The following is an 18,374-nucleotide window of genomic DNA, read 5'->3' on the forward strand; positions in this document are numbered from 1 at the left end:
TTTATAGCAATCATTGATTGTCACGGATCTTTCGCATAAACGGAGAAAGGCTACCACCCCCGACCCCTCCTAAACTAGGAGGGGTCGGGAAAACGATAAATAGTTTGCAATCGCTGGAAAAATATTGTACATAACCAGTTCTTTTAAAGACGGCATCCGTGCCGTATCTCCTTGCTCCGGGCAGGACCGGGGCTCGAAAACCGTGAGGAGGAAACATCACATGAGGAAGTATGAAACGATTTTCATCCTCCAGCCGGAACTTGGCGAAGACGAGATCAAAAGCATCGGCGCCAAGGTTCAGGAAGTCATCTCGTCGTACAATGGCGAGTGCTTCAGGCTGGACGACTGGGGTGTCAGGAAACTGGCATACCCCATCAGGAAGTTTGCCCGGGGGCGCTACTACTATCTGCGCTTTGATGGTGGGGCGGAGCTGATCGCCGAGTTGGAACGGCGCCTCAGACTTAACGAAAAGGTGCTCCGGTACCAGAGCGTCAACATTACCGGAGAGCCCGAGAAGGCTGTTGAGAAAAAAGCTCCCGTAGTCGAAGCGGAAGCGGTCGAGGCTGTTGAAGAAGCAGTCCCTGCCGTTGAAGCGGCAAACGAATAATTTCCTGGAGGATATACTATCATGAGCGACGAAAGACCCAGCACCCCGTATCAACGTCCGGCAGGCGGTCCCGGCCAGCGTCCCGCAGGCGGCCCCGGCGGCCCCCGCAAGCGCCGTCCGTTCCAGCGCAGGAAGGTATGCCGTTTTTGCGCCGAAAAGAACCTGACCATTGATTACAAAGAACCCCGTACCCTGCGCTACTTCATCTCGGAGCGCGGCAAGATCGTTCCCCGCCGCATCTCCGGCAACTGTGCGAAACACCAGCGGGAAATCACCGAGGCCATCAAGCGCGCCCGCAACCTGGCGCTCTTGCCGATCGCCGCGAACCACTCGCTGTCCTAGGGTCTGAATGAACCCGAACACACCGGCCGATTCCATTAAGGCACGGCTTACCGCAGTTCTCGTGGGCACCGCAGGCACGTTCGCGTTGTTTGCGGTGTCCTTTGTACTACCGCCGCTCGGTTTCTTTACGGGGCTTCTGGCCCCCTTCCCGGTGGTGTATTATCGTCTGCGTCAGGGGCGCGGCACAGCGGCCGTCATCTTCACGTTGGCCGGTATCGCGTTGACGGCGGTATATAGTCCGAATGTGGGCGCTATCTATCTGTTGCAATGCGGGGTTATCGCCCTGCTGATGCCGGAGTTGCTGCTGCGGGGGTATGGCGCGGCCCGGACTATCGCCTGGACCACGGGCGTTAGCGCGGCCCTTGTGGCCGTGGTCGCCGTCATTCTGACGCTGGTCGGCAACCAGGATCTGCAGCAAGCCCTTTCCGGCGAGATTTCCACCAGCATCTCCCGGGCGCTCGCCCTGTATGAAAAGAGCGGCGTCAAAGGCGACGAGTTGTCCATGGTCAAAAAGTCCATGGACATGGCTGCCGCGCTGTTGATCAGGATTTACCCGTCATTGGTGACCATCCTGCTCGGGATTATGGCGGGATGCAATCTGGCGCTCATACGCAGGCCGGCATTCCTGATGGGATACCGCTTTCCCCTGGGCGATTTCAAGGATCTCCGGCTGCCGGAACCCTTGGTCTGGATCCTGATCGCAGCCGGATTCGCCATGCTGGCGCCCAGCCGGTTCGTCACGATCCCGGCTCTCAACGTACTGGTCGTAACGACGACGCTTTATTTTTTGCAGGGGTTGGCGGTTATTCTGACCATCACCGCCCGCCAGGCTTTTTACAGCATCATACGCGTGTTTCTCTGGGTGATGCTGCTGGTGCAACCGTATCTCGCGGCCATCGTTGCCGCCATCGGCATATTTGATCTGTGGGGAGACTTCCGCACCCCCAAAAAACAGGAAAACCTGTAATAGTCAGGCTCGAAAGGAGAGAAGTATGAAGGTCATTCTGAAGGAAAACATCGAAACCCTCGGCCACATCGGCGACATCGTCAAGGTTGCTCCCGGCTATGCCCGCAATTATCTGGTCCCCAAAGGGTTTGCCATCGAGGCGACCGAGAAGAACGCCAAGGCGCTTGAACACGCCAAACGCCAGTTGACCTACAAGAAGAACAAGACCCTGGAGGCCGCCCGCAGCCTGGCCGCCAAACTGGAAGGGCTTGCCATCGAGTTGATCCACCAGGCCGGCGAAGAAGGGAAACTCTTCGGTTCCGTCACCAATATGGAGATCGCCGCGTTCCTCACCGAAAAGGGCTTTGACATCGACCGCAAGAAGATCGTTCTTGCCGAACCGATCAAGCAGGTGGGCGAGACGAGCGTTCCGGTCAAGATTCACCCCGAAGTTGTCGCAACCCTCAAGGTGACCATCAAGGCCGCCTGATAGCCGCATCTCATAGCTGAACCAAAAGAGCCTGCCGGATTTTCTCCGGCAGGCTCTTTTTACATTATGGCGTAGCATCGACACCTGCCACGATGAGATGTTCCTCACCGCCGGCTTATCTTCAGGAAGTTCTCCAGCAGGTTCATCCCCCCCTCGGTGAGGATCGACTCGGGATGGAACTGGACACCCCAGATGGGCAGGGTCTTGTGGCGCATCCCCATGATCTCCCCGTTCTCAACCCATGCCGTGACCTCCAGGCAATCCGGCAGGCTGCTCCGCTCCACCACCAGGGAGTGGTAGCGGGTGGCCTGGAACGGGTTCGGAAGTCCGGCAAAAAGTTCCCGGTCATCGTGGATGATCGGCGAGGTCTTGCCGTGCATCAGGGAAACGCTCCTGACGACTTTTCCCCCGAATGCCTCCCCGATGGCCTGATGGCCGAGGCAGACCCCCAGGATCGGAACCCTGCCGGCGAAATGCTTGATCGCCTGCACCGATATGCCCGCCTCGCCGGGGGAACAGGGGCCGGGGGAGATCACCAGCCGCTCCGGCTGCAGGGCCTCGATCTCTTCCACGGTGATCTTGTCGTTGCGGTAGACGCGCACGTCTTCGCCCAACTGGCCCAAGTATTGGACGATATTGAAGGTGAAGGAATCGTAGTTATCGATCATTACCAGCATAGTATATCTTATCCCTTTTGATTTATTCTCAGGTTGTTCAAAAATAGTCAGATCGTCGCCACCCGCAGAAAGTTCCGCGGAGGCGTAGCAGCGCTACGCCGCACAAGGTGGCTTTCGAGGATGGCGGCGAGATGGCTGTTTTTCAACAGCCTGCCATGTTATTCGAGCCCTTTCTCGGCAATCTCCAACGCCCGCCGCGCGGCCATGGCCTTGTTGACGGTCTCCTGCCACTCGGCAGCCGGGTCGGAATCGGCAACAACGCCGCCCCCGGCCTGGATGTGCACCATGCCGTCCTTGATGACCAGGGTGCGGATGGTGATGGCCAGGTCCATGTTGCCGGAAAAGGAAAAGTAGCCCACAGCGCCGCCATAGATCTCGCGGCGCACCGGCTCCAGTTCGTCGATGATCTCCATGGCCCTGATCTTGGGCGCGCCGGAGAGGGTGCCGGCCGGAAACGTGGCCCGCACGACGTCGAAGGCGTCGTGGTCGCTCCCCAGCCGCCCCTGCACGTTGGACACGATATGCATCACGTGGGAGTAGCGTTCGATGACCATCAGTTCCGATACCGTAACCGATCCCGTGGTGCAGACGCGCCCCAGATCGTTTCGCCCCAGGTCCACCAGCATGACGTGTTCGGCCCGTTCCTTGGGGTCGGCCAGCAACTCCTCGGCCAGTCGGGCATCCTCCTGGGGCGTGGCGCCCCGGGGGCGGGTGCCGGCGATGGGGCGGAGCTCGACCCGGTCCCCCTCCTTGCGCACCATGACCTCGGGCGAGGCCCCGGCGATGACCGTGCCGTCCAGTTTCAGGAAGAACATGTAGGGGGAGGGGTTCAGGGTGCGCAGCACGCGGTAGACGTCGAACGGATCGGCCGAGAGTGGCCCGCTGAAACGCTGGGAGGGGACCACCTGGATGATGTCCCCGGCCCGGACGTACTCCTTGGCCTTTTCCACGGCAGCCTCATATGCCTCGCGGGTGACGTTGGAGTGCAGTTCGACCGGTCCGCCGGAGGGGATGGTCGCGGCCGGCGGCACCGGGGCGCGCAGTCTGCGGATGATGGCTTCTATCTTCTCCGTCGCCTGCCGATAAGCCTCTTCCGGGGTAATGGCGCCGTCCAGGTGGGCATTGGAGACCACTTTGATCTTCTGGGCCATGGTATCGAAGATGACGATGGTGTCGGTCACCAGGAAATAGGCTTCGTAGGCGTCAAGTGCAGCCGGTTTCTCCGTGGGCAGGTGCTCGAAGTGGCGCACCATGTCGTACCCCAGGTAGCCGACGGCGCCGCCGAAGAAACGGGGCAGGCCCTCGACCTCCACCGGCGTGAATCGGGCCAGGAGGGTGCGGATGGAGCCGAGCGGATCATCGGTGGTTACCGTGGTCGTGACGTCGTTCTCGATGATCTCGACGGTGTGCCCCTTGGAGCGGATGACACATGAGGGGCTGGAGCCGAGAAAGGAGTAGCGCCCCCACTTTTCGCCACCCTCGATACTCTCGAGCAAAAAGGAGAAACGCCCGTCGTCGAGTTTTTTAAAGGCGGTGACCGGCGTATCCATGTCGGCCATGATTTCCCGGTAGACCGGGATCAGGTTGCCGCTCCTGGACAGGGTGCGAAAGGTGTCAATGGGGGGAAAAAACATGTGCGTGGCTCCGAAAATCTGTCAGGATGATTGGAAAAGCTAGCACAGACCGCCCGGGGGAGTCAAGTTCAGCGGGGTGGCCCGGTCGTCAGGTTTGATATTTATAAACTCTTCCCTTCATGGATATTCATTGTTATACTGCTCCGAAAATTACCGCAAAGGGCCTGGATATGAAACAGACTAACATACTGCTGGAGAGCGATACCAACGAGCTTGAAATCGTCGAGTTCAGGATCGACGAGATGGATGACCACAATAATCTCGTGCCCTGCCACTACGGCGTCAATGTGGCCAAGGTCCGGGAGATCATCCGGCTGCCCCAGATGTCCCGGGTCGTCAATGCCAAGCCGGGCGTGGAGGGGATGATCAAGCTGCGGGACAAGGTCATTACCGTTATCAACCTCGCCAAGGTGCTCGGCAAGGATACGGGAGACCTGGTGGCGGACCGGGTGGTGGTCCTCGAGTTCAACAACCTGATGGTCGGGGTGCTGGTCCACTCCGTTTCCCGCATCTACCGGATCTCGTGGAAAAACGTCGAGCCGCCGTCCCACTCGGTGCATAGCGAGCAGGTCACCGGCCTGGTGAAGATGGATGATCGCATCATCCTGGTGCTGGACTTCGAGAAGATCGTGGGCGAGCTCTGCTCGGAGAGCGCCTTGAGGCCGCTTGCAGAGGGCGCCCTGCTGTCAGCCGAAGGTGGCGTCGTGGACCGCTCCCACAAAACGATACTGGTCGCCGATGACTCCCTGTTCATTCGCAATACCCTGTGCCAGACCCTGCGTTCGGCCGGCTATGCCGTTACCGAAGCGGAAAACGGCGCCGAGGCATGGGGCATCATTCAGGATAAAATCACCCACTGCACCCAGGACGGCAGCGACTTCAGGTCCCACATCAGCATGATGATCACCGACGTGGAGATGCCGCAGATGGACGGCCTGCACCTGACCTCGCTCGTGCGCAAGGAAGAGACGCTGAAGAGTTTGCCGGTTGTGATCTTCTCCTCCCTTGCCTCCGAGGATAACAAGCGCAAGTGGATCGGGCTGGGGGCCAACCATATCCTGACCAAGCCCGATCTGCCCAACCTTGTCAGGGTGGCGGACGAACTGACCCAGTAGCCGTCCTGCCGGCCGAGCCCTGTGCCCACGAGGCTCATCTCTCGTTTTCATCACCTTGTGCCTCTCGCGGGCCGTTCGGTTTCCCCGTTTCGAGCCGGGCGGCCGGCGGGGCCTCCCCATTCGCCGCTCTCCGGGCTGAAGCGTCAAGCTCGGAGAGGACGCCACTCTTTTGTAACAAACTCTTTTTCCCCAGCGCCGGCAGATTGACCTGCTTTTTTTGTTGCCGCAAGTTTTTGGGCAATAATTTTGCATTATTCCGCAGCAGGAGGGACGACCCATGACCGATACGCAAAAACCACAAAAAAACGGCAAGGTGCCCCTTGTCCTGTTTGTCGATGACAATGCGGATTTTCTGGAAGAGATTCGGTTTGTGCTTCTCTCCAACTCGATCTGCGAGATGGTGACGCTCACCGACAGCAGCCAGGTGCTGGCGGAATTGGACAAGGGAATCTACTCGGCAATTTTCCTGGACTGGATCATGCCGGGCGTCTCGGGTGCCGACCTTTTGCCGGTCATTGCCCAGAAATATCCGACCATCCCGGTCATCATCATGACCGGGGTAAACGATATCGATACGGTGGTAAGCTGCATGAAACAGGGGGCCATGGACTACATCACCAAACCCCTCGATTCATCGCGGCTCATATCCAGCATCAACAACGCATTCAAGATCCTCGAGCTTTCGAACCAGAACCAGCAGCTCCAGAACTATCTCCTGGGCGATCCCCTTGCCCAGCCGGATATCTTCAAGGACATCCTGACCGGCAGCGACAAGATGCTGTCCATTTTCAAGCTGGTGGAGACCATCGCCCCCTCCCGCTACCCGGTGCTCATCACCGGCGAAACCGGGGTCGGCAAGGAGCTGATTGCCCGCGCCATTCACAAGGCCAGCGGCCTGCAGGGCAGTTTTACCCCCCTGAATGTGGCCGGGCTCGATGCCCATATGTTCGAGGATACGCTCTTCGGCCACAAGAAAGGTGCGTTCACCGGCGCGAACGAACTTCGCCAGGGATTGATCGCCAAGGCGCAGGGCGGGACCCTGTTTCTCGACGAGATCGGCGATCTGGCGCCCGAATCCCAGATCAAGCTGCTGCGGCTCCTGCAGGAAAACGAGTATTACCGCATGGGCTCGGATGTCCTCCTGAAAAGCGACGCGCGGATCATCGTGGCCTCCAACCGGGACTTCAAAAAACTGGTCGCCGAGGGTACGTTCAGGGAGGATCTCTATCACCGGATCTGTTACCACAAACTGCACATACCCCCCTTGCGGGAGCGGCGCGAGGATATCATGCCCTTAGTTAACCATTATATCAATATGGCGGCAAAGGCCATGGGTAAAAGGGCGCCCAGGATTGCCGCGGAGTTGCGCTGGCTGCTGGAAGAGTATGAGTATCCCGGCAATGTCAGGGAGCTCATCAACAAGGTCGGCAGCGCGGTGGTCGTCAACAAGACCGGTCTGCTGGTGCAGAGCGACTTCCCGGATCTGGCGGTCAGGTCCAGAACCATGATCGACGCCGGAGCCAAGGTTGCCAACAGCCAGTTCAGCCTGCATGTGGTCTTCCCCACATTTCCCTCCATGGGGCAAATCGAGAAGTTGATGTTCGAAGAGGCTCTGAAGGTTACAGGGGGCAAAAAGGGGCCGGCCGCCGACCTTCTCGGCGTGTGCCGTCAGACGGTGCAGAAAAAGCTGAGCGAATTGGAAAAGATGAACTGAAGAGTGGGCCTAGGCCTCTGGAGCGGGTGGGGCATCGGGGCCGGGAGTGCCGGCGTCGCCGGCAGCGGGTATGCTGATCGTGGCGGTCGTGCCCTTGTCCGGTTCCGATTCGACGACCAAGCGCCCGCGATGTTCGGTCACGATGAAGTTCGAGATATACAGGCCAAGGCCGCTGCCGCCGCTTTCCATGCGGGTGGAGAAAAACGGCTCCATGAGGCGGCTCATGATATCCGGTCGGATGCCCTTCCCGTCATCCCTTACGACGAGGGAAACCTCCCCATGCTGGCGGTCATAGCCCGAGACGATCGTTATGAGCCCGTTCCGTGATTCCGGAATGGCCTGTATGCTGTTCAGGATCAGATTGATAACCACCTGCTCCAGTTGGTAACGGTTGCCGGCCACCGCGGGCAGTTCCGGGTACGGTTCGGTCTGGATGACGATATTGCCGTGGCGCCCATGGGCGCGGATGATGGTAAGTGCGTCAACGACCACCTGATTGAGGTCCACCCGGCCCTTTGCGTCGCTATGACCGCCGATGTTGTAAACCCTCATATCCTGCACGACCTTTTCGATGCGCTCGGAACAGCGTGCGATGACCTCCGTGGCCTTGGTGACTTCACCCCGCACCAGGCTGAATACCGCCCCTCCCAGTACGAAATCCCCTTCCTCCTCGGCAACTCGCTCCAGTATGGGGAGCGCGCTCTTCCAGGTCTTGGCCACCTGCTGCCCCGCAAGCTTGATGGCGCCGTTGGGCGTGTTGATCTCGTGGGCCATGCTGGAGGCCAAGAGCCCCAGGGAGGTCATGCGGTTGGTCTGGATCAGCTTGGCCATGATCTGCTGTTTTTCCTTCTGGACTTCGAGGCGCATGGCGTCGACCAGCTGTTGTTGCAGGCGGCGGTTTTCCTCTTCCCGCTCTTGCAGCGAGGCGGCCAGCAGGCTGATGGCACCGGCGGCCCGGCCCGGTTCATCGTTGCTGACGGGAGCGATCCTGACCGCGTAGTTCCCCGACTGCATGGACTCCAGACCGCGCATGAGGGCATTGAAGGAGCGGGTCACCTGGCGGAGCGCGAGATAGCAGAGGGACGAGACCGAGAGCCAGAAAAGAAAGGCCGTAGCGCATGCCATCATGATCAGGCGCTGGGTCCGCGCCTTGAGCTCGGTCGTGTCCAAATCCAGGCGGACGCTGCCGATCAAGGCGCCCACCGGTTCTTTGCTGCCGATAATGGCGGATTCCGGGGAGGCTCCCAGGGGGGTGCTGCGTACCTCCACGGTCCTGCTCAGCAACTCGCTGGGACTGCGTGAAATCGGTTTGCGCACCTCGGCCAGGACCCTGCCGTCATTGGTGCGGACCGTCAGGCTGTGGAAATCGGGGGTACGGGCGGTGTCCTGGGCAATCTGCATGAGCATGGTGCGGTTTTCGGCGAACAGGGGCAGGCGGACGGTATCGGCCAGGTGCGCCGCTATCAGTTGGCACCTGTTGCCGGCATAGATGCTTTGCTCGCGGATTTCGGTGACGATGTAGGCGGAGCCGAACAGGACGGCCATGAGGGCGGTCAGCAGGGTAAATATGAGGAAAAGCTTGAATTGGAAGCTGGCGCGGAAGTTTATGAATTGGGTGCGGGGCGACACGGTCATTCTCTTGGGTGCAGAGCAGCGCGCTCGGCTGCTATGCCCAAGTGTTTCATGACGCTCGGATTGGTTCTGAGCTGGATTCTGCGCGGATAGGCGAGGGGAATGTCCGACGCCTCGGTCCCCTTGAGGATAGCCGAACCCATATCGCTCGCCTGCCTGCCCAGTTCGGCGCGGTCGATCTCCAGGACCGCCGCCGCCCCCAGGCCCAGATAGGCGTTGGCAAAGGACACCACCGGTACGTTGTGCTCCTGGGAAAAGCGGAAATAGGCCTCCACCGTTTCCCGGGCGACGGCCGTGGCGTCGGGGAGCATCCACAGCGCATCGACTTTGCCGGCCAGGGTCGCAAGTTGGGTCAGGGTGTCCCGCGGGGTCGAAACCTCGCGCGTCACCAGCTCTATCCCCAGCCGCTGGGCCGCCTGGCGGGCCAGTTGCACGTACCAGCCGCTCTTGGCGGGATGGTAGATCAGCCCCACGCGGCGTTTTTTCATCCCCTGAAACAGGGAAAGGTAGCGTTCCGGCGGTGCGAACATGCCGATGCCGGTCAGGTTGGAGCGGGTGGCGTGACGGCTATGGATGCCGAGGGAGATCAGGGCGATGACCGGGGTCTGCCGCAGCTTGCGGGCCGCTTCCAGGGCCCGGTCTCCCAGGGCCAGGACCAGGGCGGGCCGATCTTCGCGGACGATGCGGGTAACGTCCACATCGGCGTAGTCGGCGAGCACGACCACCCGCTCCGAAAATCTGCGGTTGGCGCGGAACCCGGCAAGGGCCTCTTCGAAGGCCGGGTCGCGGCGGCTCTGGAGTACCAGCACGTCGTAGGCATCGGCCGCAAGGGGGAGCAGCAGGGCAAGGGAGACTATGAGGGCGGTCAGTATCCTCAAAAGCGCACCCTCATGCCACCCTCGAACCAGCGGCCCGTGTTGGGTATTAGATATGTTTCATACTGTGAGGCATTGAAGAGATTATGCCCGGAAAAGAATAACTCCAGGGAGCTTTGCTCACGTTTGAAAAGCACTGCTCCTAGGTGCAGGTCCCACGTCAGGCCGCCGTAGCTGCCGTTTTCGTCTGGCCGGGAATTCCAGAATACATGGCGGCCGGTCAGTACGCCCCGGTAGGTATTGTCGTTGTAGCGCAGGGCCACCTGTACGGTGTGGCGGGCGAAATCGTTAACCTCGCTGCCGTCCTTGGTGCGGGTCGTGTCGGTGAAGGTGTAGCCGGCTCCGAGCGAGGCGTTCCAGATTGGGGTGGTGCGGGCTTCCAGTTCCGCTCCCAGGGCGATGCGCTGTTCAACCGTATCGCCCCAGGTCTGGTTGCGGAACAGGGTGCCTTTTACCCAGACGTACGGTATGGCACTGCTCTCCGCCCCGACCTGGGTGGTCCAGATCTTCACCGAGGGGTAGTCGGTAAGGCCCAGCACGGGGAGGCCGTAGCCGCGGGCCGTGTAGGCCCGCAGCAGTGTCGTATCGGTCAGTTGCCAGGTGGCCCCCAGGGCTGGGCTGAACTGGTCGCCGGCGGTCTGGGTGTGGTCGAAGCGCACGCCGGGGGTCAGGCTGACGGAGCCGAGGGTGAGGGTGTCGTTGAGGAACACGCCCCAGCGTTCCACCTTTCTACTGAATGGGCTGACGGTGCTGCCGTCGGAGGAGTTGACGTATGTTTCCAGGTGGTTATAATCGCTGCCGGCCACCAGCAGATTGTCATCCCCCCGCCAGACTAGCTTGGCGCTGGCGCCACTTACCAGCTCTTTGTTGATTGCAGTCGGCAGGCTCGGTATCCAAGGGGCACCGTTACTGATATTAAAATAGGAATTGTCAACCCTGTTAAAGGAATGGTGCCCGCTCACCTCCAACTCCAACCGGTCCCCCATGGGGTAGCGCAGTCCGAGGGTCCCCATCTGGAAGCGCTTGTCCGGTTGTTCCTTCAGGTCATAGGCAGCGGCGTACAGGTCTCCCATGTCGGCGCGGGTGTAGAAATAGGTAGCCCAGATCTGGCCATGGTTCGGGAGATCGTAGGTCAACTTGGCGTAGGCGCGGTTGGAATTGATCTGGGTGTTGGGGAGCAGGCCGTCGGAGCCCAGATAGCTGCCGGACAAGTAGTAGCCGAGCCTGTCCTTGGTGCCGCTCAGTTCCAGACTGGTATCGGCCGTAGTTTGCTCGCCGATGGAGGCGGTGGCCGCGCCGGCGATGGTGCGGCCCCGCTCGGGCGATTTGGTGATGACGTTGATCACCCCGCCCAATGCCTGGCCCCAGGCCGAGGAGGCGGCCCCCTTGACGATTTCGATACGCTCGATGATATGGGCCGGGATCAGGGAGGTGTCGGAGAAACCACTCCCCAGGTTGGTTATGGATACCCCGTCCACGAATACCTGGGTGTGGATGAAGTCGATGCTTTGGATAAAAGTGTAGGCAGAAACCCCTGGTCCGCCGTTGTGCTGGACCTGGATGCCGGGGATGGTGTCCAGCACGTCGGCCAGGGTGTGGGCGTTGAGCGCCTCTATCTCGGCGGTGGTGACCACGGTGACGTTCTCCGCGGTCTGGGAGAGCGGCTTGGGGGCGCGGGAGGCGGTGGATGCCTCCTCCTGCCAGGCGCTGAAGAGCCCCAGGGTCTCGTCCGCCTCTTCCCCCCATGCCAGGCAGGGGAGGGTGCCGAGAGCCAGGCAAATGGCCACCCAAAAGATGCTGATGGTATGTTGAGGTTTGGAGAGTGACATGATAGGATTCCGTGCGCGGGATACTATCAGAAACAAAGACTGCATGTCCAGCACGTTGGAAACCCTTTGTGTACTTGGATATTTGTTCATGGATTGCTCCTTGCCTGTTTGTGGAAAAGGAACGGGTATGTGAAAGGGATTCTTGACCGCACCAGTGTCCGTTTCTTCCCTGATTCTTGATGGCATGGCGGCTGGAATAGGTGCAAAAAACCAGCCGGGTGGCGTTGCAACACACTAAAATGAAAGGAGGTGAGGTATATGCGTGAAGTTCAGGAGGAGTTGGTGGTGCTGGAGGAAGGGCATGTCGCGGGTGTCGTCGCCGCATGTTGTGCATCGGGCAATATGGCAAAGATCAACTAAGTAGATGTTTCATGGCGGGGAGGGGCGACCCTCCCCGCCCTTTTTCAGGGAAAGAGCCGATTCATGGAACTGACGCACTATCTGAAAACCTACCCCTGTCCCGACAAGCCGGGCCGAGTCCTGGCCGTGGCCACGCGACGCTGCGCGGTGCTGGAATTGTCCGAAAACCTGCTGGAAAAGGCCCGCACGGGTGAACTGGCAGAGCGGGAACGGGACACCCTGGTGCGCCTGGGGGTACTGGTGCCGGACCGGGCAGGGGAACGGGAGGAGATGCGGCAGACCTTTACGGCCATCAACAGTGCCGGCCGCCACGTTGCCGCCCTGGTGACCCTGACCCTGGAATGCAACCTGGCCTGCGGCTACTGTTTCGAAGACCCCTTCCGGGGGCGGTTCGTGATGAGCGCCCCCATAGCCGACCTGCTGGTGGGGCGCCTCGGGGAGCAGATGGCGGCGGGGCGGGACGTGACCGTGGACTTCTACGGGGGCGAGGCCCTGATGGCCCTGCCGCTCCTGAAGCGCATCGCCGGCCGCCTCGTCGAATCGGCCCGGGAAGCGGGCGTCGTCTTCCGGTTCAATATCATCACCAACGCCACTCTGCTGACCCGCCAGGTCGTGCAGGAACTCCTCTCCCTGGGGCTGGCCGCCGTCAGGGTGACTCTGGACGGTCCCCGGGATATCCACGACCGGCAGCGCCCCTTTGTCTCCGGCAAGGGGAGCTTTGACACCATCGTGGCCAATATCAAGGCGATCCATGACCTGGTGCCGGTGGACCTGGGAGGCAACTACACCCGCGACAATTTCAGGCGCTTCCCGGAGATGCTGGATTATCTCCTGGAGCAGGGGATCGCCCCGGAGAAGTTGAAGGCGGTGGGGTTTTCGCCGGTCATCCCCAAGGCGGACGGCAGCGTTTCCGGGGATTTGGGGTCCGCGTGCGCCTCCACCGGCGAACCATGGATGATCGAGGCCAGCCTGTTCCTGCGGCACGAAGTCATCACGCGAGGGTTTCCGGTCCCCAAGCTCAAAGCGGCCGCCTGCATGATCGAGTTCGAGCACGATCTGGTGGTGGCCTACGACGGCTCGCTCTACAAGTGCCCCGCCTTCATGGGGCGCGAGGAGTTGCGGATCGGTTCCCTGGCCGAGGGGATCGGCGCTTATGCCGCGTCCCACAACCTGGATGTGTGGAAAAACGACGAATGCCTGGAGTGCGCCTATCTGCCGATCTGTTTCGGCGGCTGCCGTTTCCTGAGCCTGCTGCGCACCGGCGCCATTGACGGCGTCGATTGCCGTCGCGTCTACCTGGATGCCGCCCTGGAGCAACTCGTGCGCCAGGATCTGGCCATGGGCAGGCCGACGGCATAGCGGCGTGTTAATTTTGTTAACATTTGTCGCGTGGTTGTAACGCTTTGAAATAAATATTATTTTTATTGAGTGTTAAAAAAATTAACACTTTGCGCCAATCGGTAAATTTTAGTTAATTCGATGGGTTACTACGCTGTTTTGAGATAGTGTTAAAAAAATTAACAGTCCCCCGGCCCCCCCGATCTCCCCGAATAACGCCATGAGTTGCCGTTTGAAAACTGGTTGAAAAAGTGTGATTTCCTCCGTGCCTTTGTGGCCTCGCCGCCGTGTTGTGGTAGTATTTCAGAACAAGCCCAAGGACTATCGCAGATACGGGGAGGGACATCATGGGTGTTCTGATGCAGGCGTTTTACTGGGATTGCCCCCGGGAGGAGGCTCAGGAATATACGTGGTGGAAGTTCCTCGCCGCCAAGCTCGGCGGGCTTGAACAGGCCGGCTTTACCGCTCTCTGGCTCCCGCCTGCCGGCAAGGCCGCCAACATCGGCGGCATGTCCATGGGGTATGATGTCTACGACTATTACGACCTGGGAAGATACCCGCAAAAGGCGCTGCGCAAGGTCAACGGCGTTGACGAGGTAAGAACCTGGTTCGGTTCGGAAGAGGAGTTGCGCGCCCTGATCAGGGCCGCGCACGGCTGCAACCTGAAGGTCTATGCCGACCTGGTTCTCAACCACAACAACGGCGCCGACCAGCAGGAATTCAACCCGATCCTGCAAAATTACCGCTGGACGAAATTCACCCCCCAAAGCAATCGCTTCACCCGCGACTGGACCTGCTTCAATCCCTCTCCCTACACCGAGAACGACCCCGCCGCCTTTGGCGGGATGCCGGACCTGTGCCACATCAATCCCCGTGTCTCCACCGGTATCCTCAACCACGCCAAGTGGATGATCGAAGAGATCGGTTTTGACGGCTTCCGCTACGATTTTGTCAAGGGGTTCGGCGCCTGGATCGTGCGGGCGATTCACGACCGCCAGTACAGCCGCGGAGGGCAGCCGGTGTCTCTCTTCGGGGTGGGGGAGTGTTGGGCCGGAGACGATTTCATCGACAGTTGGCTCGATTCGGTCAACAACTGGGCCGTACACCGGGTTGGAGCCTTTGATTTCCCGCTGCGCTACCGGTTGAAGGATCTGTGCGATACCTACGGCTTCAGTCTGCGGACCCTGGCGGACGGCGGCGTGCTGATACGGGACCGCCCCCACGAGGCGGTGAGCTTTGTGGATAACCATGATTTCAGCGGCAACGACTGCGTGGTGAACGACAAGATGCTGGCCTACGCCTATATCCTCACCCACGAGGGATACCCGTGCGTCTTCTGGAAAGACTATTTCAACTACGGTCTGGCCCGACCCGGCGAGCCGGACGGGATCGAACGGCTGGTCAAGGTGCACGAGAGCCATGCCGGGGGCGGCACGGTCATCCGCTACGTGGACGACCTGCTGTACGTCATGGAACGCGCCGGCATTGCCAGTCAGCCGGGGCTGCTCTTTGTCCTGAACAATTCCGGGGGCTCCCTCGGCAGGCGGGTGCAGTCCGGTTTCGGAAACACGACGCTGAAACCCCTGGCCTGGGGCGGCCAGGGTGCCATCCCCCAGCCGCCCGCGACCGCCACCGACAGTGGAGGATGGTGTCTGGTCGAGGCGCCGCCGCGGGGCTATGTGGTGTACGGGGTGTGAGGCGGCGGGGATGTCCTGGCGGGCCCTTGGGAAACCGTTGTCGGCAAAGCTGAAAATTTACCCTTGACAAATTCTCCGCGGCTGTGATTTAGTACCAACCATGAATTCGAATCGTTTCTTTAGCGCCTTTTACTTTTTCTTTTGGTACGGCTTTTATTTCAGGCCGTCTGCCCGGGCAAAGGTGTAAGCGCAAGGAAGCGAAACCATTACACACCACAAGCCGGGTGGACAGACAGTCCCCCGGCTTTTTTGTTTGCCGCAGCAGATGCGGACAGGGCCGGGGGGAAACCTTCGGCCCTTTTGCTTGTGGGAAAGGAACTGGGGATGATCATCGTAATGAAGGCTGGCGCGGCAAAGAAGGACATGGACGAGGTGTTGAAGCGCATCAAGGAATTGGGCTACATGCCCCATGTGATCCACGGCTCGACCCGGGATGTCATCGGGGCGGTGGGGGACGAGCGGGGCAAGATGGTGTTGCACTCCCTTGAGTCGCTGCACGGCGTTGAAAACGTGGTGCCGATCCTGCAACCGTACAAGTTGGCCTCCAAGGAGATCAAAAAGGAGTCGAGTGTCGTGCGCATCAACGATGAGGTGTCTATCGGCGGGGAACGGGTGATCATGATGGCCGGTCCCTGTTCCGTTGAAAACGAACGGCAGATCGTTGAAACGGCCGAGGCGGTGAAAAAGGCGGGGGCCTCCATTTTGCGGGGCGGAGCATTCAAGCCGCGCACGTCGCCCTATTCGTTCCAGGGGTTGGAGGAGGAGGGGCTCAAGCTGTTGGCCAAGGCCCGGGAGGTGACCGGCCTGCCGTTCGTAACCGAGGTGATCAATCCCGAAACCGCCGAACTGGTGGCGGAATACTCCGACATCCTCCAGATCGGCGCCCGCAACGCGCAGAATTTCGCGCTCCTGAAAAAGGTGGGCCAACTCGGCAGGCCGGTTTTGCTGAAACGGGGCATGTCCATGACGATCCAGGAGTTTCTCATGAGCGCCGAGTATGTCATGAGCGAGGGGAACCAGTCGGTGATCCTCTGTGAACGCGGCATCCGCACCTTCGAGACCGCCACCCGCAACACCCTCGACCTTTCAGCCGTGCCGGTGCTCAAGGAAAAGACCCATTTACCGGTGGTGGTGGATCCTTCCCACGGCACCGGCAATCATCACTATGTCGCCCCCATGTGCTATGCCGCTGTGGCGTGCGGAGCCGACGGCCTGATTGTCGAGGTCCATCCCGATCCGGAGCATGCCTCCAGCGACGGGCCGCAATCGTTGAAACCGGCAAAATTCCAGGCGATGATGGACAAGCTGCGCTTGTTCGCCGAGGCGGCGGGAAGAACTCTGTAGAGGTAGAGGTGGCGTCCTGTGCGGCACGCGAACCGCACAGGACGCCACCATGGCGTGGCTAGTGCGTTAACGTAGTGTAGGTACGCAGAAGCGGGATAATGTCTTCCGGCAGCAGGGGGTGACACATGAAAAATCCCTGCAACTCATCGCATTTGCTGTTGTGAAGGAAGGAATACTGCTTCTCCTGTTCGACCCCTTCGGCCACCACGTTGAGCCTGAGTGAGTGGGCCATGAAGATGATCGCCTCGGCGATGGCCGCATTATCCCCGCCGGGGGTGATATCGCGCACAAAGGTGCCGTCGATCTTGACCCGGTCGATGGGGAAGTGCTTGAGGTATGAGAGGGAGGAATAGCCGGTGCCAAAGTCATCGACGGCCAGGGAAACTCCCAGTTTCTTCAGTTTTTTCAGAATGGGGATGCTTTTCTCTCCCTGTTCAATGATGGTGCTTTCGTTCACCTCCAATTCAAGGCAGCCGGGCGGGAGGTCCGATTCCTCCAGGGCCGATGCGACAATGTCGAGGAAGCTGTCGTGTCTTAACTGGCTGGCCGAGACGTTGACGGAGATGCGCAAGCCGTCGGAACCGCCGTTATTATGCCATTGCCGGGCCTGCCGGCACGCCGTCCGCAGGACCCACTCGCCGATGGCGACGATCATGCCGGTCTCTTCGGCAATGTTGATGAATTGAGGCGGGAGCATGTCCCCATGCTGGGGATGGTGCCAACGGATCAGCGCCTCGAACCCGATGATCGTCCGGCTCGCGATGTCGAACAGCGGCTGGTATACCAGGAAAAATTCGTTCCGTACCATGGCCTGGCGCAGGTTCGACTCGATCACCTGCCGCGCGAGCGCCAGCCGGTTCATCTCTTCGGAGAAAAATTGGTAGTTGTTGCGCCCCTTTTCCTTGGCCTGATACATGGAAATGTCGGCGTTTTTCAGCAGTTCGTCGACCGTTGCGCCATTTTCCGGGTACAGTGCGATACCGATGCTGGCGCTGGTGTGGATGGTATGGTTCTCGAATTGAACCGGTTTTCTGAGGGCTTCGAGAATCTTGTCCGCCACCTTTGGTACGTCGTCTCCCCCGGAAAGGAGGGAGAGGATGATGACGAACTCGTCGCCGCCGATGCGGGCCACGGTGTCGGAACTGCGCAGGCATCCCTGGATGCGGTCGGCGCTGATCTTCAACAGACGGTCGCCGTAGGCGTGCCCCAAGGTGTCGTTGACGTATTTGAACTGGTCAAGGTCGAGGTACAGGAGCGCCAGGCTCTTTTGGTCCCGTTCAGCCATGACGATGGCCTGCTTGAGGCGGTCGCTGAACAGTATTCGGTTGGGGAGCCCGGTCAGGGTATCGTAGTAGGCCAGCTTCTTGATCTCCGCCTCGGCCCGTTTGCGTTCGATGGTGTAACGGATGGCTCGGCTCAGCAGATTAATGTCGAACTGTCCCTTGAGCAGATAGTCCTGGGCGCCGTGCCGCATGGCGGTGAGGGCCAGGGCGTCGTCGGACATGCCGGTCAGAACGATGATCGGAATGTCGGGGGCCTGGGTGTGCATGCGGTGCAGCGTCTCCAGCCCGATGCTGTCGGGGAGCGAAAGGTCGAGGAGGATAACGTCGAAATGTTTCTCCGAAACGAGTTGTATCGAGGAGGCGATGCAGTTGGCATCGTGGACCAGAAAAAGCACATCGGAGAGTTCCGAGAAACACTCTCGCAGCAGCCGGACGTCGGCGGGATTGTCTTCGATCAACAGGACTCTGATTATTTCGGCGTAGGGCATGGC

At 60.1% G+C, this 18,374-nt stretch carries 15 protein-coding genes; 9 read left to right on the plus strand and 6 right to left on the minus strand.

Features of this window, described 5'->3' with window-relative positions; all coding sequences use genetic code 11:
- The first annotated feature begins 220 nt into the window (after window positions 1–220).
- From rpsF to rplI, 4 genes are read left to right on the plus strand one after another with little or no spacing between them, the layout of a single operon-like run.
- A complete protein-coding gene (gene rpsF / locus F6V30_RS11555; RefSeq protein WP_149306012.1) occupies window positions 221–607 on the plus strand; it encodes a 30S ribosomal protein S6 in 387 nt (128 codons plus the stop codon).
- A gap of 21 nt (window positions 608–628) precedes the next feature.
- Window positions 629–949: a 30S ribosomal protein S18 gene (gene rpsR, locus F6V30_RS11560; RefSeq protein ID WP_149306011.1), complete on the plus strand. Its 321-nt coding sequence runs from the start codon at window positions 629–631 to the stop codon at window positions 947–949.
- A gap of 7 nt (window positions 950–956) precedes the next feature.
- Window positions 957–1,916, plus strand: coding sequence for a YybS family protein (locus tag F6V30_RS11565; protein WP_151157112.1), 960 nt, complete (start codon window positions 957–959; stop codon window positions 1,914–1,916).
- A gap of 25 nt (window positions 1,917–1,941) precedes the next feature.
- Complete coding sequence (gene rplI, locus F6V30_RS11570; protein WP_151157113.1) at window positions 1,942–2,385, plus strand: 50S ribosomal protein L9; 444 nt, start codon at window positions 1,942–1,944, stop codon at window positions 2,383–2,385.
- Between the two features lie 104 nt (window positions 2,386–2,489).
- Here the strand turns inward: rplI and F6V30_RS11575 are convergent, their stop codons facing one another.
- Together F6V30_RS11575 and trpE are read right to left on the minus strand one after the other, a co-directional pair.
- Window positions 2,490–3,062 (minus strand): anthranilate synthase component II, encoded by a 573-nt coding sequence (locus F6V30_RS11575; protein WP_151157114.1) that lies wholly within the window; start codon window positions 3,060–3,062, stop codon window positions 2,490–2,492.
- Window positions 3,063–3,220: 158 nt separating this feature from the next.
- On the minus strand, window positions 3,221–4,696 hold the full coding sequence (trpE, locus tag F6V30_RS11580) for an anthranilate synthase component I (protein ID WP_151157115.1): 1,476 nt from the start codon (window positions 4,694–4,696) through the stop codon (window positions 3,221–3,223).
- Between the two features lie 170 nt (window positions 4,697–4,866).
- On the opposite strand from trpE, the gene F6V30_RS11585 reads away from it, so the two are divergent.
- Together F6V30_RS11585 and F6V30_RS11590 are read left to right on the plus strand one after the other, a co-directional pair.
- Window positions 4,867–5,811, plus strand: a complete 945-nt coding sequence (locus tag F6V30_RS11585; RefSeq protein ID WP_151157116.1) for a chemotaxis protein — start codon at window positions 4,867–4,869, stop codon at window positions 5,809–5,811.
- A gap of 277 nt (window positions 5,812–6,088) precedes the next feature.
- Window positions 6,089–7,525: a sigma-54-dependent transcriptional regulator gene (locus F6V30_RS11590; protein WP_151157117.1), complete on the plus strand. Its 1,437-nt coding sequence runs from the start codon at window positions 6,089–6,091 to the stop codon at window positions 7,523–7,525.
- Window positions 7,526–7,534: 9 nt separating this feature from the next.
- On the opposite strand, the gene F6V30_RS11595 is transcribed toward F6V30_RS11590, so the two are convergent.
- Genes F6V30_RS11595 through F6V30_RS11605 form a run of 3 tightly spaced genes read right to left on the minus strand, consistent with a single transcriptional unit; the run spans window position 7,535 to window position 11,861 of the window.
- Entirely contained in the window at window positions 7,535–9,160 is a 1,626-nt protein-coding gene (locus F6V30_RS11595; protein WP_151157118.1) for a sensor histidine kinase, read from the minus strand.
- Window positions 9,157–10,035: an ABC transporter substrate-binding protein gene (locus F6V30_RS11600; protein WP_151157119.1), complete on the minus strand. Its 879-nt coding sequence runs from the start codon at window positions 10,033–10,035 to the stop codon at window positions 9,157–9,159. Before F6V30_RS11600 ends, F6V30_RS11595 begins: the two co-directional genes overlap by 4 nt.
- Entirely contained in the window at window positions 10,032–11,861 is a 1,830-nt protein-coding gene (locus tag F6V30_RS11605; protein ID WP_191965668.1) for a TonB-dependent receptor plug domain-containing protein, read from the minus strand. The genes F6V30_RS11600 and F6V30_RS11605 overlap by 4 nt, the downstream gene beginning before the upstream one ends.
- 423 nt (window positions 11,862–12,284) lie before the next feature.
- On the opposite strand from F6V30_RS11605, the gene gptM reads away from it, so the two are divergent.
- From gptM to aroF, 3 genes are all read left to right on the plus strand, one after another.
- Complete coding sequence (gptM, locus tag F6V30_RS11610; protein ID WP_151157121.1) at window positions 12,285–13,580, plus strand: geopeptide radical SAM maturase; 1,296 nt, start codon at window positions 12,285–12,287, stop codon at window positions 13,578–13,580.
- A gap of 326 nt (window positions 13,581–13,906) precedes the next feature.
- On the plus strand, window positions 13,907–15,256 hold the full coding sequence (locus F6V30_RS11615; protein WP_151157122.1) for an alpha-amylase family glycosyl hydrolase: 1,350 nt from the start codon (window positions 13,907–13,909) through the stop codon (window positions 15,254–15,256).
- A gap of 324 nt (window positions 15,257–15,580) precedes the next feature.
- Complete coding sequence (gene aroF, locus F6V30_RS11620) at window positions 15,581–16,600, plus strand: 3-deoxy-7-phosphoheptulonate synthase (protein ID WP_149306002.1); 1,020 nt, start codon at window positions 15,581–15,583, stop codon at window positions 16,598–16,600.
- Window positions 16,601–16,658: 58 nt separating this feature from the next.
- On the opposite strand, the gene F6V30_RS11625 is transcribed toward aroF, so the two are convergent.
- Window positions 16,659–18,371 (minus strand): putative bifunctional diguanylate cyclase/phosphodiesterase, encoded by a 1,713-nt coding sequence (locus F6V30_RS11625; protein ID WP_151157123.1) that lies wholly within the window; start codon window positions 18,369–18,371, stop codon window positions 16,659–16,661.
- Between the last annotated feature and the right edge of the window lie 3 nt (window positions 18,372–18,374).

Origin of the sequence: Oryzomonas sagensis (assembly GCF_008802355.1) — a bacterium.
Taxonomy (GTDB): domain Bacteria; phylum Desulfobacterota; class Desulfuromonadia; order Geobacterales; family Pseudopelobacteraceae; genus Oryzomonas; species Oryzomonas sagensis.

Excerpts from the sequence above, each read along its gene's own strand:
- rpsF (WP_149306012.1), top strand. The coding sequence starts at position 221 with ATGAGGAAGTATGAAACGATTTTCATCCTCCAGCCGGAACTTGGCGAA.
- rpsR (WP_149306011.1), top strand. The coding sequence starts at position 629 with ATGAGCGACGAAAGACCCAGCACCCCGTATCAACGTCCGGCAGGCGGT.
- F6V30_RS11565 (WP_151157112.1), top strand. The coding sequence starts at position 957 with ATGAACCCGAACACACCGGCCGATTCCATTAAGGCACGGCTTACCGCA.
- rplI (WP_151157113.1), top strand. The coding sequence starts at position 1,942 with ATGAAGGTCATTCTGAAGGAAAACATCGAAACCCTCGGCCACATCGGC.
- F6V30_RS11575 (WP_151157114.1), bottom strand. The coding sequence starts at position 3,062 with ATGCTGGTAATGATCGATAACTACGATTCCTTCACCTTCAATATCGTC.
- trpE (WP_151157115.1), bottom strand. The coding sequence starts at position 4,696 with ATGTTTTTTCCCCCCATTGACACCTTTCGCACCCTGTCCAGGAGCGGC.
- F6V30_RS11585 (WP_151157116.1), top strand. The coding sequence starts at position 4,867 with ATGAAACAGACTAACATACTGCTGGAGAGCGATACCAACGAGCTTGAA.
- F6V30_RS11590 (WP_151157117.1), top strand. The coding sequence starts at position 6,089 with ATGACCGATACGCAAAAACCACAAAAAAACGGCAAGGTGCCCCTTGTC.
- F6V30_RS11595 (WP_151157118.1), bottom strand. The coding sequence starts at position 9,160 with ATGACCGTGTCGCCCCGCACCCAATTCATAAACTTCCGCGCCAGCTTC.
- F6V30_RS11605 (WP_191965668.1), bottom strand. The coding sequence starts at position 11,861 with ATGTCACTCTCCAAACCTCAACATACCATCAGCATCTTTTGGGTGGCC.
- gptM (WP_151157121.1), top strand. The coding sequence starts at position 12,285 with ATGGAACTGACGCACTATCTGAAAACCTACCCCTGTCCCGACAAGCCG.
- F6V30_RS11615 (WP_151157122.1), top strand. The coding sequence starts at position 13,907 with ATGGGTGTTCTGATGCAGGCGTTTTACTGGGATTGCCCCCGGGAGGAG.
- aroF (WP_149306002.1), top strand. The coding sequence starts at position 15,581 with ATGATCATCGTAATGAAGGCTGGCGCGGCAAAGAAGGACATGGACGAG.
- F6V30_RS11625 (WP_151157123.1), bottom strand. The coding sequence starts at position 18,371 with ATGCCCTACGCCGAAATAATCAGAGTCCTGTTGATCGAAGACAATCCC.